This window comes from Streptomyces massasporeus (assembly GCF_014648995.1).
GTDB lineage: Bacteria > Actinomycetota > Actinomycetes > Streptomycetales > Streptomycetaceae > Streptomyces > Streptomyces massasporeus.
On the sequence record NZ_BMSE01000001.1, the window covers coordinates 599,910 to 612,614 of the forward strand.

The following is a 12,705-nucleotide window of genomic DNA, read 5'->3' on the forward strand; positions in this document are numbered from 1 at the left end:
CGGAGTGAACGCCCGTGTGCAATGAGTGTCAAGTGTCACTGAACATCGCCGGAGACGAACCAGACGCCCACAGCCGGTACCTCTCCATCGTTGCGGTACCGGTGGGGAGTCGTCGACTCGAAGCACACGGAGTCGCCCGCCCGCAGCGTGTACTCCTCGAAACCGAGAGTGAGGACCAGCTCGCCGGAGGTCAGATAGCCGTACTCGGTGCCGGCGTGCCGCATCAGCCCGCCGGAGCCGGAGGACGAGCCGCCGGGCCGGTACGTCACCAGCAGGAAGTCGGCCTCCGCGCCCGGCACCCGCCCGAGACGCTCCCACACGACCCCCGAGTCCAGCTCCAGCGTCTCGCGCCCGGCCGAGCCGACCAGGGGCCCGATCCGCCGCCCGGGATCGGCGGCGAAGGCGGCGAGGGCGTGCGGCACGGCAGTCTCCCGGACGGCCTCCCGGGCATCGAAGAGGGACTCCACGGAGATGCCCAGCGCGGTGGTGATCGCGTACAGCGTGCTGACGGACGGCTGGCTCTTGCCGGTCTCGATCTGCGACACCAGACTCGCCGACACTCCGATCTCCCGGGCCAGCGCGCGCAGGCTCGTGCCGCGCTCCTGGCGCGCCTGCCGGATGCGCGCGCCGACGGGCGGCACGACGGCGGATGCCACGGGCGACTCCTCTGCTCACGGTGACTGTGCAGCTTCATTGAACAGCGAGTGAGAGCCCGGACGCCAGGAGTCGTCCCGCTCCGCTCGGTCGAGACGCACCTGCCCCGGCGGACGGCTCGAGCCGAGGCCGCCCTGAGCAGCCCGCGAGGCGCTCACCCGAACGGTCCGACGCCGGTGGTGGGCCCTGCACAGTGGTGGTGCGCTAGGGGCACGCGCCACGCTCTCAGGAGGCACCCCGATGACCCGTCGTCCGACCCGGCTCGTCCGCGTCCTCTCCTCCACCCTGGCGGCAGGCACGCTGTTCTCCACCGCCGCCTGCTCGGACGACGGCGGCACGGACGGTTCGCGCGTCTCCGGCGTCACCGCGTCCCAGGTCGCCGACGTGCGGCAGACCCCCTCCCCCACCGCCACCCTCTCCACGAACGGCGCCCGGACCGCGCTGATCACCGAGGCGGACATCGAGGACGACTGGACGCAGGTCAAGGACACGGAGGCCGAGAACTGGCACGACAGCCTCCTCGTCGGCACGGTCGACGTGTCCGACTTCGTGTCCGGCAAGGCCCAGGCGTCCGACTGCCAGCGGCTCATCGACTCCCTGTACGACGACGATCTGCTGGGCCGGCCGTCGGGCGCGTCCGCCTTGCGCGGCTTCGAGCAGGGCGACTCCCGCCTGCTGTACCAGGTCGCCTCCTACGACCGGACCGATCCGCAGGACTCCCTGAACTGGATGGCGACGCTGCCGGAGAAGTGCGACCAGTTCACCGTGACCGACGGCAAGGAGAAGCGCACCGTCCAGGTCATCGAGACCTCGGTGCCCAAGGTGGGCGACGCCCGGCAGGGCCTGCGCGTGACGGTGCAGGGCTCGGTCGACGGCAACGACGCCACGCTGACCTTGAACGTCGCCGCCGTACGGGTCGGCGACGACGCGATCACCGTCACGGCGGGCGGGCTCGACGGGGGCGAGGACGACTCCATGAAGCAGGCGGCGCAACAGGGCACCCAGCGGCTGGAGGACGTCCTGGCCGGGAAGTCGCCCGCCGCGAGCCCCACCGACTAGACCGGCCGGCACGGCAAGCAGCTCTCTCCCGCTCGCCGGCCCCGCCTCAACCGCCGTGCCCGCTCCGCCGATTCCCGGGACAGCGTGATCATCGGAGCGGCACAATGGGCGGCGGCGACCGGCCTCGGTCGTGCGTGCGAGGGAGAGGACGAGTCGTGAGTGATGGCCACACCCCTTCGGGAGGGTCGGCGAGGCTGAACACCGGTGTGGCACACAACGCGCGCGTGTGGAACTACTGGATCGGCGGCAAGGACAACTACGAGGTCGACCAGCAGGTCGGCGAGCACGTCGCCGGCATGTTCCCGATCATCCGGGACATCGCCCGAGCAGACCGGGACTTCCTCGGCCGGGCCGTGTCGTTCCTCGCCGGTGAGCGCGGGGTGCGGCAGTTCCTCGACGTCGGCACGGGACTGCCGACGGCGGACAACACCCACGAGATCGCCCAGCGGATCGCGCCCGACGCGCGCATCGTCTACGTCGACAACGACCCGATCGTCCTGGTGCACGCCCGCACCCTGCTCACCGGCACCCACGACGGCGTCACCGCCTACATCGACGCCGATGTGCACGACCCGGACGCCATCCTCGAACGGGCCGGTCACACCCTCGACTTCACGCGGCCCATCGCGGTGATGATGCTGGGCATCCTCAACTTCGTCCTGGACGTCGACAAGGCCCGGGACATCGTGCGGCGGGTGATGGCCGCGGCGCCGTCCGGCAGCTTCCTGGTCCTCACCCACCCGACCTTCGACGACGAGCTCGGCGGCGCGGGCCAGATCCCGGCCATGAAGTTCTGGAACGAGAACGCCACTCCCCCGATCACGGCCCGCAGCGGCGCCGACATCGCCGCGTTCTTCGAGGGCCTCGAGGTGCTCGAACCGGGCATGGTGTCGTGCGGGCAGTGGCGCGCCGAGCCCGGCTCGTCGGTGCTGGTACCGCAGTACGGCGCGGTGGCCGTGAAGCCCTGACGGCGCCGCCTTCGCCGGAGAAGAACCCGGACAACCGCGGAGGACATATGACCACCCTGGCCGATCCCGTGCCCGGCGGCCGCCCCGGCGACGTCGAGCGGGCCACCGCGCTGAGCGGCGAACTCGCCGGGCGGGGTGTGCACGGCGTCGTGCTGGCCTACGTCGACACCGCGGGCATCGGCCGGGTGAAGACCGTCCCCACGGCCCGGCTCGCCGCCGCGGCGGCCTGGGGCGTCGGCATGTCACCGGTGTTCGACACGTTCCTGGCGAACGACTCCATCGTCACCACCGACGTCCTCGGCTCCCCCGACGGTGATCTGCGCCTCTACCCGGACCTCGACCGGCTCGTCGTCCTGGCCGGGCAGCCCGGCTGGGCCTGGGCGCCGGTGGACCGCGTCACGCAGGCCGGGGAGCGGCATCCCGGCTGCACCCGCACGTTCCTGCGCCGGATCGTCACCGAGGCGGCCGAGCGGCACGGTCTCACCTTCAAGGCCGCCATCGAGATCGAGTGGAGCGTCGCCCGGGGCGACGCGCCCGGCGACGCGTTCGTGCCCGCGACGACCGGACCGGCGTACGGGGCGACCCGGCAGATCGAGCTCGGGGACTACACCGCCGACCTGCTGGCGGCGTGCGCGGCCCAGGGCGTGGACGTCGAGCAGGTCCATCCCGAGTACGCGGCCGGGCAGTTCGAGATCTCGGTGGGTGCTCTCGATCCGGTGGCGGCGGCCGACCGCAGTGTGCTGGTCCGGCAGACCGTCCGGGCGGTGGCCCAGCGGCACGGACTGCGGGTCTCGTTCGCCCCGGCCGTGGTGGGCCGGGGCGTCGGCAACGGCGGGCACGTCCATCTGTCCGCCTGGCGTGACGGGACGAACCTGCACGCCGGGGGCGAGCGCCGCCACGGCATGACGGCTCAGGCCGAGTCGTTCACGGCCGGCATCCTGGCCCATCTGCCCGCCCTCACGGCCGTCACCGCCCCGAGCCCCGCCAGCCGTCTGCGGCTCAAGCCCTCCCAGTGGGCCGGGGTGTTCACCGCCTGGGGCCGCGAGACCCGGGAGACCGCGCTGCGGGTCGTCACCGGCACCGCGGGGCTGCGCGACCGGGCGGCCAACCTGGAGATCAAGCCCGTCGACCTGGCCGCCAACCCCTATCTCGCGATCGGTGCCCTGATCGCCGCCGGTCTGGACGGCCTGACGTCGTCCGCCGTCCTGCCCGACGAGACCACCGGCGACCCGGCCCACCTGGGCGAGGCCGAGGCGGCGGCCCGGGGCGTGCGCCGACTGCCGGAGTCCCTGGAGCGGGCCGTCGAGGCCTTCCGCGACGACGAGGCCCTGCGGACGGCCCTCGGCCCGGTCCTGGCCGACGCGGTCATCGCCGTACGGCGGGGCGAGCAGGCGTCCGTCGCCGGGCTGGACGATGACCAGGTGGCGGCGGCGTACCGCTGGGTGTACTGACGTGAGCGCGGTCCGTGAGGCACTCGACTCCGTACGGCTGGTCGACCACCACTGCCACGGCACCGTCACGGCCGACCTCGGCCGGGACGCCTTCGAGTCCCTCCTCACCGAGGGCGAGGCGTGGCCGGGGATCTCGCCCTTCGACAGCCCGGTGGGCGTGGCCGTGCGCCGTCACTGCGCTCCCCTGCTCGACCTGCCCCGGCACGCGCCCGCCGAGGAGTACCTCGCCCGCCGCTCGGAACTCGGCCGGCGCGAGGTGCAGCGCCGCTTCCTGCGCACCGCGGGCACGGACGTCTTCTGCGTCGACACCGGCTACGCGCCCGACCCCCTCACCACGCCGCGGGAGATCGCCGAGGCCGCGGGCGGGACCTCGTACGAGGTCGTACGGCTGGAGGGTGTCGCGGAGTCGGTGCAGGCCTCGGGCGTCGAACCGGACGCCTACGCGGACGCCTTCCACGCGGCAGCGCTGGCCGCCGTGCGGCGGCCCGGCGTGGTGGCCGTGAAGTCGGTGGCGGCCTACCGCACCGGATTCGACCTGGACCCGGCCCGCCCCTCGGAGGCGGAGGTCACCGAAGCGGCCCGGTACTGGCTCTCCGGGGTCGGACGCCTCGACGACCCGGTCCTCGTGCGGCACCTGCTGTGGACCGCCGTCGACCTCGGTCTGCCGCTCCAGCTGCACACCGGGTTCGGCGACAACGACATCCGGCTGCACCGCGTCGACCCCACCCACCTCACCGACTGGCTGCACCTCACCGCCGGGACGATCCCCGTCCTGCTCCTGCACTGCTGGCCCTACCAGCGACAGGCGGCCTACCTCGCCGCGGTCTTCGAGCAGGTGTACCTCGACGTCGGACTCACCCTGCACCACGTCGGCCCCGCCCGGGCCGGTGCGGTCCTCGCGGAGGCCCTGGAGATCACACCGTTCCGCAAACTGCTGTACAGCTCGGACGCCTATGGTGTGGCCGAGTTCTACCACCTCGGGGCGCTCGCCTTCCGGCAAGGGCTCGCGGAACTGCTCCAGGAGCGTGTGGACGCCGACGAGCTGTCCCTGCCGGACGCGCTGCGGATCGCGCGATGGACCGGGCGGGACAACGCCCTGCGGGTCTACCGGCTGGAGGCCGACGGGCCGGAGGACGATTGAACAGGCGTGTGGCCGGTCACAGTTCTCCTGGAGCGGCTACCCAGGAAGTCCGAACGGCTGAAAGTATGATCAAGCAATGTCTGACATGACCGAAACCACGCCCGGCTGGCTGTCCTCCGACGAGCTGGAGATGACACGCGCCCGCATGCCGATCCTCTACGTCGAGGCCGTCCCGGTCCGCGTCGACGACAGCGGCGAGGTGACCAGCGTCGGCCTGCTGCTGCGCATCGGCCCCGACGGTACGGTCAGCCGGACGCTGGTCTCCGGCCGCGTGCTGCACCACGAGCGCGTCCGCGACGCCCTCCTACGCCACCTGGAGAAGGACCTCGGCCCGGTCGCGCTGCCCCGCGTCCCGGCGTCGCTCCAGCCGTTCACGGTCGCGGAGTACTTCCCGACGCAGGGCATCACGCCCTACCACGACCCGCGCCAGCACGCGGTGTCCCTCGCCTACATCGTGCCGGTGACGGGCGACTGCCGGCCCCGGCAGGACGCGCTCGACCTGGTGTGGTTCAGCCCCCAGGACGCCGTCTCGGAGGCGGTGCAGAGCGAGATGCCGGGCGGGCACGGGGTGCTGCTGAAGCAGGCGCTGGCGCATGCGGGCTGCGCGATCTGAGGCCTAAGCTCTTTCACGTGACCGCCCTCCGGCCTGGAGGTGCTCGTGATGGACGCGGAGCAGGACCCGTTCGCGGGGCAGCCGCATCTTCCCGACCTGCATGTGCGCCTGCGCACGGAGCTGAGCCGGATCGACGAGCAGCTGCGCGCCCTGCTGGACGCGATGGACCGCATGCAGGGCCTGCTGGACGCCGTGGTGGCCATCAGCCGTGAGGTGGAGCTGCCCGCGGTACTGCACCGCATCGTGACCACGGCCATGGACCTGGTGGGCGCCCGTTACGGCGCCCTCGGCGTGCTCAACGACACCGGTGAGCACCTGGAGGAGTTCATCACCGCCGGCCTGTCCGCGCGGGAGCGTGCCGACCTGGCCGAGACCGGTCTGCCCACCGGCCGGGGTGTCCTCGGCCATCTGATCAGCCACCCCGAGCCCCTGCGGATCGGCGACATCCCGGCCCACGCCTCCTCCGTCGGCTTCCCGCCCGGCCACCCGCACATGCGGACCCTGCTCGGCGTCGCCATCAGTGTTCGCAACGAGATCTACGGCGATCTGTACCTCTCCGAGCGGCGCGACGGGCAGCCCTTCGACGTCCAGGACGAGAACGTGGTGGTGGCCCTCGCCAGCGCCGCCGGCATCGCGATCGAGAACGTCCGCCTGTTCGAACAGGTGCGGCTCGGGGCGGAGCAGTTCCAGCGGCTGCTGCTGCCCACGCTGCCCGACCTGCGCCCGTTCACCGCCGCGGCCGTCTACCGGCCGGCCGCCGAGCCCAGCAGGCTGGGCGGGGACTGGTACGACGCGATCCCGCTGCCCGACGACGTCGTGGCGGTCGTCATCGGTGACGTGGCCGGGCACGATCTGCACGCCGCGGCCGCCATGGCTTCCGTCCGCAACATGCTGCGCGCCTTGCTCTTCGACCGGGACAGTTCACCGGGCGCGGTCCTGACCCGGCTCGACCGCACGCTCCAGGCGGTCACGCCCAACCCCGTCACGACCACCGCTCTGGCCCGGATCGAGCCGGAGGGACCGGGCTGGCGCCTGCGCTGGAGCACCGCGGGGCATGTCCCGCCCCTGCTGATCACCCCGGAGCGCCGGGTCGAGGTCCTGACCGGCGAGCCCGGACTGCCGCTCGGGGTCGACCCCGAGGAGCCCCGTCCGGACCACTCCCGCTTCCTTCCCCCCGGCACCACCCTGGTCTTCTACACCGACGGCCTGATCGAGCATCCCGCCCACCCTATCGACCGGAGCCTGGGCGAGCTGGCCGATCTCGCCGCGCTCCACGCCGCTCTGCCCTTGCGGGACTTCGTGTGCGCCCTGGCCGACGACCACCCGAGCGACGGTCACGACGACATCGCCCTCCTCGCCCTGCGCACCCCGACGGCCTGACGCCCGGGCGCCGGCGAGGCCCGAACATCCAGCTCAGCGGCGTTGTGGAGGATCCGGGGGATCCGGCGGATGATGGTCGGGGGATGTCGATGCGGAGGTCCCGATGACGGTCGCGCGGCAGGCACGGCCCCGGCGCGACGTCCGGGTCGCCCTGGAGATCTGCGCCGTCGCCGGGCTGTACTACGGCGCTGCCGAGCTCGGACTGCTCCAGCAACTGGTGCGGGGCCAGGTCACCCCCCTGTGGCCGCCGAGCGGCATCGCGCTGGCGAGCCTGCTCCTGCTCGGCCCCCGGGTCTGGCCCGGGATCGCCCTCGGGGCGTTCCTGGTCAACGTCACGCTGGGACCCTCGCTGCCGGCCGTTCTCGCGATCGCCGCGGGCAACACGCTCGCACCGGTCTGTTCGTACGTCCTGCTCCGCCGTGCCGGGTTCCGCAACGAACTGAACCGGCTGCGGGACGCGCTGGCCCTGATCTTCCTGGGCGCCTTCACCGGGATGCTGGTCAGCGCCACGGTCGGCAGCGGGACGCTGGCCCTGACCGGTGTACTGGACACCGGCGACTTCGCGTCGACCTGGTCGGTCTGGTGGACCGGTGACGCGATGGGCGTCCTGGCGGTCACGCCGGTGCTGCTCCTGCTCCGCTCGGCCCGGTGGCCGCGGGGCGTCTCACCGGCCCGGTGGGCGGAGGGGATCCTGCTGGTGGCGGCCACGGCCTGCGTCGGCTTCGTCGAGACCAGCGACACCCCGCTGCTGTTCCTCGGCTTCCCGCTGCTGATCTGGGCCGGCTTCCGCTTCCGGCTGTCCGGGGCCGCGCCCTGCGCCCTCGCGGTGTCGGTCTTCGCGATCGTCGCGGCCGGGCAGAAATCCGGCCCGTTCGCCGGCCACGACCTGTTCACCAATATGATCACACTGCAGGCGTTCAACGCTTCCGCCTCGCTGACCGCGCTGCTGCTCGGGGCGGCCGTGGGGGAACGCGCCCAGACCGAGCGGGAGATCGCGCAGGCGTGCAGACAGCTCGCCGAGATGGCGACCAGGATCGCCACCAGCGACCGCCGGCCGGCGCTCTCCGTCCGCAGAAATGATCAAGAGGCCGTATCCGTGGAATCCGATACGGCCTCTGAATGACTGCCTCACAGTCGGGACGACAGGATTTGAACCTGCGACCCCTTGACCCCCAGTCAAGTGCGCTACCAAGCTGCGCCACGTCCCGTTGCCCGTCTGACCTGGGAGTTCCCCCGGCCGAACGCGCAGGGAAACAATACCGCACTCGCACCGGTGATCGCGCATCCGTTTCCGGGTTGGCGCCGCTTGACCTCAAGGCTGGTTGAGGTTGCACGCTCGTCGTCATGACCGACGCGACGCAGACGTACACCTCCGCGCATGCCGACCTGGCGGGCCTGATGGGCCTGATGACCGGCGACGAGAAGCACGGCCCGGCCGCGACGTCCACGCTGGACGTGTTGTGGGTGCTGTACGACCGGGTGCTGCGGGTGAGCCCGGAGGGCGGGGACGACCCCGGGCGGGACCGGTTCCTGCTGTCGAAGGGGCACGGGCCGATGGCGTACTACGCCGTGCTGGCCGCCAAGGGGTTCCTCCCGGTGGAGTGGCTGGCGGGCTTCGGCTCGTACGACTCCCCGCTCGGCCACCATCCGGACCGGACGCTCGTGCCAGGGGCCGAGATCGGCAGCGGATCGCTGGGGCACGGGTTGCCGATCGCCGTCGGTACGGCGCTGGGGCTGCGCGCCCAGGGGCTCGACGAGCCGCGGGTGTGGACGCTGGTCGGGGACGCGGAGCTGGACGAGGGCAGCAACCACGAGGCGATCGCCTTCGCCGGGCCCGCCGGGCTCGACCGGCTGCACACCGTCGTCGTCGACAACTCCTCCGCCACATACGCCCGCCCCGGCGGGATCGCCGCCCGTTTCGAGGCGGCGGGCTGGTCCACGCTGACCGTCGACGGCCGTGACCACGAGGCCCTGTACGCCGCCTTCACCGCGCCGCACCCGGGTCGCCCGCACGTGGTCGTGGCCCGGGTCGAGCCGAAGTCCGCCTGATTTTCCGCTACCGAGGAGTCTTGCTTCCATGGACACCATGCGTGACCGTTTCGCCCCTGTCGTCTCCCGGCTGCTCGACGAGGATCCCCGGGTGGCGGTGGTCCTCGCCGCGATCGGCACGGACGGCTTCGCCGCGGCCGCCCGCCGCCATCCTGGGCGGGTCGTCGACGTCGGCATCCGGGAGCAGCTCCTGATCGGGGCGGCGGCGGGGCTGGCACTCACCGGGCTGCGGCCCGTCGTGCACACCTTCGCCAGCTTCCTCGTGGAGCGGCCCTTCGAACAGGTGAAGCTGGACCTCGGGCACCAGGAGGCGGGCGCGGTGCTGGTGAGCGCCGCCGCCTCCTTCGACTGGCCGGCCGGCGGCTACACGCACATGGCGCCGGGCGACGTGGCGCTGCTCGACACCCTGGACGGCTGGACCGTCCATGTGCCGGGGCACCCGGACGAGGCCGAGACGCTGCTGCGGCACGCGGTCGCCGCGGGCGACGACAAGGTGTACGTACGGCTGTCCGTCCAGGCCAACGGGCAGGCGCTGCCGGTCGACGGGGAGCGCTTCTGTACGGTCCGCGAGGGACGCTCCGGCGTGGTCGTCGCCGTGGGGCCGATGCTCGACGCCGTACTCGCCGCCACCGAGGGGCTGGACGTCACCGTCCTGTACGCGACCACCGTCCGCCCCTTCGACGGCGCCGCCCTGCGGCGGGCCACCGAGACGGCCGGGACGGACGTCGTCCTCGTCGAGCCCTACCTGGCGGGCACGTCGACGGCCGCCGCGAACGACGGGCTGGCGGATGTGCCGCACCGGGTCCTCGGGCTGGGCGTGGGCCGTCGCGAACTGCGGCGGTACGGGCGGCTGGAGGAGCACGTCGCCGCCCATGGTCTCGACGCCCGGTCGCTGCGGGAGCGCATCTCGGGGTTCCTCGGGGCGACGGTCCGCGTCTGAGATCAGGAGGACGTCACTCCGCGGGCAGGCCGATCCGCGGGTGGGCCTCCAGGAGCCGGGTCGGGGCCGCCTGGCGCCAGGAGTCGGCGAGGATGTCCCGCAGCTCGCCCTCGTCCTCCAGGGCGTCGAGCCGGGCGCGCACCCAGGCGAACTGGGACTCGTGGTCGGCGATCCAGAACTTCCCCGGTTCGGCGAGCACCAGTTCGTTGCGCTCCTCCTTGGGGCAGCGCACGGCGATGGAGGTCTCGTTCTCCGGCAGCGTGGCGAACATCTTTCCCGCGACCCGGAACGTGGGCATGCTCCAGGCGATCTTCTCCGTCGTGTCCGGCAGGGACAAGGCGATCCGTCGTACGTCTTCGGCATCCGGCATGGCAGGCACCGTATCGGCTCCCACCGACAGTCACCTGGTGGGAGCGGTTACCGGTACGTGCTTGTAGTAGATCGTCGTCGGCCGCAGGACGCCTCCGGGGTCGGCCGCGTAGTCCGGGATGGCGCCGACAGGGGTCCATCCGCTGGAGCGGTACAGCTGTTCGGCGGGGCTGCCGGTCTCGGTGTCCAGGTGCAGGAGGGTGATGCCGGCCGCCGTGGCCGCGGCCTCCGCCGTGGCCAGGAGCCCGCGGCCGAGGCCGCGCCCACGGGCCTCCGGCGCCACCATCAGCTTCACGAGCTCGGCGCGGTGACGGCTGTTGGCCTTCTCGGCGAAGGCCAGGCTGACGGTGCCGAGCACCCGCTCCCCGTCGCACGCCACCCATACGGCGAGCCGGCCCGCGGCGACGTCGGCGGCCCGGCCCCGCCACCAGGCCAGGGCCTCCGCCGGGCCGAGCGGGGCGAGGAAGCCGACGGAGGCGCCCCCGTTCACGGTGCAGGTCAGCAGATCCGCCAACTCCGCTGCCTTTCGCAGCAGTTGAGACTCGTCCAGTCGGTTCACGGCCGCACCACCGCCAGCAGGTAGCGAACGCCCCCGGGGTCCGCGCACCGGAACCGGGTCGGGCCCCACACCCGCATCCGCAGGCAGTCCCCCGTGACCAGACGGTGCTCGGTGTCCTGCGCGGTCACCTCCAGGGCCCCTTCCAGGATCCAGATGTGCTGCTCCAGTCCGGCCACGGGCGGACGGTCGTAGGCGAGGTCGGCGCCGGGTGCGAGGCGGGCCTCGACGAGTTCGCCGCGCAGGGCGGCGTGCGGGGGCGACACGGACCGGCGTACGAAGCCGGAGGTGCGGTCCTGCCACACGGGCTGGGCCGCGGAGCGGACGACGGCCTCCGGTTCGGCCTCGACCTCGCTGAGGAGCTGGGACATGGTGCGCCCGTAGACGGCGCACAGGCGGTTCAGGACGGAGGCCGTGGGGCTGGTCTCCGCCCGCTCGGCCCGGGACAGGGTGGACCGGCTCACCCCGCTGCGGTCGGCCAACTCACCCAGGGACCAGTCGTGTTCGGCCCGCAGCTCGGCCAGGCGCGCTCCCAGCCGGGCGTCCACGGGATCCGTCTCGTCGCCTCTCATATCCGGGATGCTATCCCGGATATGAGACGACGGTGTTACGGGGCGCTCACAGCCTGGCTGCCTCGCCGAGCGCGTCCAGCACGGGGCGGATCAGGGGGTGCTCCTCGGCTCCCCTGCGGACGGCGGCGAAGACCCGGCGGGTGGGGGGCGTTCCGTCGACAGGGCGCACGACCACCCCGGTGAGGTCCATGCCGCGCAGCGCCGAGCGCGGCACCAGGGCGACGCCCGCGTCGGCCGAGGCGAGGGCGACGACCGCGCGGAAGTCGTCCGAGGAGTGCTCCATACGGGGCTGGAAACCGGCGTTCTCGCAGGCCAGGATCACCACGTCGTGGCAGGGGTTGCCGGGGTACTGGCCGATCCACGGGTCCTTGGCCAGGTCGGCGAGGGGCACCTCGGCCGCATCGGCCAGGCGGTGGGTGACGGGGACGACCGCGTCGAAGGGCTCGGCGTACAGCGGCACGTGGGCCAGTCGCGGGTCGTCGGCGGGCGGGGCCCCGCGGTACTCGACGGCGACGGCGACATCGACCTGCCGGTCCAGCACCATCGGCAGGCTGGCGTCGCCCTCGGCGTCCTGGACACGGATGCGGATCCCGGGCGCCGAGTGGGCCAGAGCGGCCACGGCGGGCGCGACGACCAAGGCGATTCCGGTGGCGAACGAGGCGACCGTGACGGTGCCGGCCGCTCCCGAGCTGTACGCGGCGAGCTCGGCCTCGGCCCGCTCCAGCTGGGCGAGGACCGCGTTGGTGTGGTTGAGCAGGATCTCGCCGGCGGGGGTGAGCCGTACCCCCTTGGCGCCGCGCTCGACGAGCCGGTGGCCGGTCTCCTGCTCCAGGGCGGCGAGCTGCTGGGACACGGCCGACGGCGTGAGATACAGCGCGGCGGCAGCCGCCGTCACCGTACGGTGGTCGGCCACCGCCCGGAGGATGTGGAGCCGCCGCGCTTCGATCATGCGA

General features: G+C 72.8%; 14 protein-coding genes and 1 tRNA gene. 9 read left to right on the plus strand and 6 right to left on the minus strand.

Going from position 1 to position 12,705, the window contains the following annotated elements:
* Nucleotides 1-35: 35 nt before the first annotated feature.
* Nucleotides 36-656 carry a helix-turn-helix domain-containing protein gene (locus IE153_RS02775; protein WP_189588073.1) on the minus strand — a complete coding sequence of 207 codons (621 nt, stop codon included), beginning with the start codon at nt 654-656 and terminating at the stop codon, nt 36-38.
* Nucleotides 657-894: 238 nt separating this feature from the next.
* Here IE153_RS02775 and IE153_RS02780 point away from each other — a divergent pair, with 238 nt between their 5' ends.
* The 7 genes from IE153_RS02780 (at nt 895) to IE153_RS02810 (ending at nt 8,389) form a co-directional block, all read left to right on the plus strand.
* On the plus strand, nt 895-1,713 hold the full coding sequence (locus IE153_RS02780) for a hypothetical protein (protein ID WP_189588075.1): 819 nt from the start codon (nt 895-897) through the stop codon (nt 1,711-1,713).
* 155 nt (nt 1,714-1,868) lie between these two features.
* Complete coding sequence (locus tag IE153_RS02785) at nt 1,869-2,681, plus strand: SAM-dependent methyltransferase (RefSeq protein ID WP_189588077.1); 813 nt, start codon at nt 1,869-1,871, stop codon at nt 2,679-2,681.
* A 47-nt stretch (nt 2,682-2,728) separates the two neighbouring features.
* Nucleotides 2,729-4,132, plus strand: coding sequence for a type I glutamate--ammonia ligase (locus IE153_RS02790; RefSeq protein WP_189588078.1), 1,404 nt, complete (start codon nt 2,729-2,731; stop codon nt 4,130-4,132).
* 1 nt (nt 4,133) lies between these two features.
* The gene (locus IE153_RS02795) at nt 4,134-5,273 is read left to right on the plus strand and encodes an amidohydrolase family protein (protein WP_438817894.1); all 1,140 of its coding nucleotides are present in this window, start codon (nt 4,134-4,136) and stop codon (nt 5,271-5,273) included.
* A 76-nt stretch (nt 5,274-5,349) separates the two neighbouring features.
* Complete coding sequence (locus IE153_RS02800; protein ID WP_031107824.1) at nt 5,350-5,886, plus strand: NUDIX hydrolase family protein; 537 nt, start codon at nt 5,350-5,352, stop codon at nt 5,884-5,886.
* A 48-nt stretch (nt 5,887-5,934) separates the two neighbouring features.
* Nucleotides 5,935-7,266, plus strand: a complete 1,332-nt coding sequence (locus IE153_RS02805; protein WP_189588082.1) for a PP2C family protein-serine/threonine phosphatase — start codon at nt 5,935-5,937, stop codon at nt 7,264-7,266.
* Between the two features lie 103 nt (nt 7,267-7,369).
* Nucleotides 7,370-8,389, plus strand: a complete 1,020-nt coding sequence (locus IE153_RS02810) for an MASE1 domain-containing protein (protein ID WP_189588086.1) — start codon at nt 7,370-7,372, stop codon at nt 8,387-8,389.
* An 11-nt stretch (nt 8,390-8,400) separates the two neighbouring features.
* Here IE153_RS02810 and IE153_RS02815 read toward each other — a convergent pair.
* Nucleotides 8,401-8,474: transfer RNA gene (locus IE153_RS02815), tRNA-Pro, on the minus strand.
* 136 nt (nt 8,475-8,610) lie between these two features.
* Here IE153_RS02815 and IE153_RS02820 point away from each other — a divergent pair.
* Together IE153_RS02820 and IE153_RS02825 are read left to right on the plus strand one after the other, a co-directional pair.
* Nucleotides 8,611-9,315, plus strand: coding sequence for a thiamine pyrophosphate-binding protein (locus IE153_RS02820; RefSeq protein WP_189588088.1), 705 nt, complete (start codon nt 8,611-8,613; stop codon nt 9,313-9,315).
* A 28-nt stretch (nt 9,316-9,343) separates the two neighbouring features.
* Entirely contained in the window at nt 9,344-10,255 is a 912-nt protein-coding gene (locus IE153_RS02825; protein ID WP_189588089.1) for a transketolase family protein, read from the plus strand.
* Between the two features lie 13 nt (nt 10,256-10,268).
* Here the strand turns inward: IE153_RS02825 and IE153_RS02830 are convergent, their stop codons facing one another.
* The 4 genes from IE153_RS02830 to IE153_RS02845 are packed head-to-tail and all read right to left on the minus strand — an operon-like array spanning nt 10,269 to nt 12,701.
* Complete coding sequence (locus IE153_RS02830; RefSeq protein WP_031107820.1) at nt 10,269-10,625, minus strand: MmcQ/YjbR family DNA-binding protein; 357 nt, start codon at nt 10,623-10,625, stop codon at nt 10,269-10,271.
* A 30-nt stretch (nt 10,626-10,655) separates the two neighbouring features.
* Nucleotides 10,656-11,183, minus strand: coding sequence for a GNAT family N-acetyltransferase (locus IE153_RS02835; protein WP_189588090.1), 528 nt, complete (start codon nt 11,181-11,183; stop codon nt 10,656-10,658).
* Nucleotides 11,180-11,752 (minus strand): helix-turn-helix domain-containing protein, encoded by a 573-nt coding sequence (locus tag IE153_RS02840; protein WP_189588092.1) that lies wholly within the window; start codon nt 11,750-11,752, stop codon nt 11,180-11,182. The genes IE153_RS02835 and IE153_RS02840 overlap by 4 nt, the downstream gene beginning before the upstream one ends.
* Nucleotides 11,753-11,798: 46 nt before the next feature.
* On the minus strand, nt 11,799-12,701 hold the full coding sequence (locus IE153_RS02845; RefSeq protein ID WP_189588094.1) for a LysR family transcriptional regulator: 903 nt from the start codon (nt 12,699-12,701) through the stop codon (nt 11,799-11,801).
* Between the last annotated feature and the right edge of the window lie 4 nt (nt 12,702-12,705).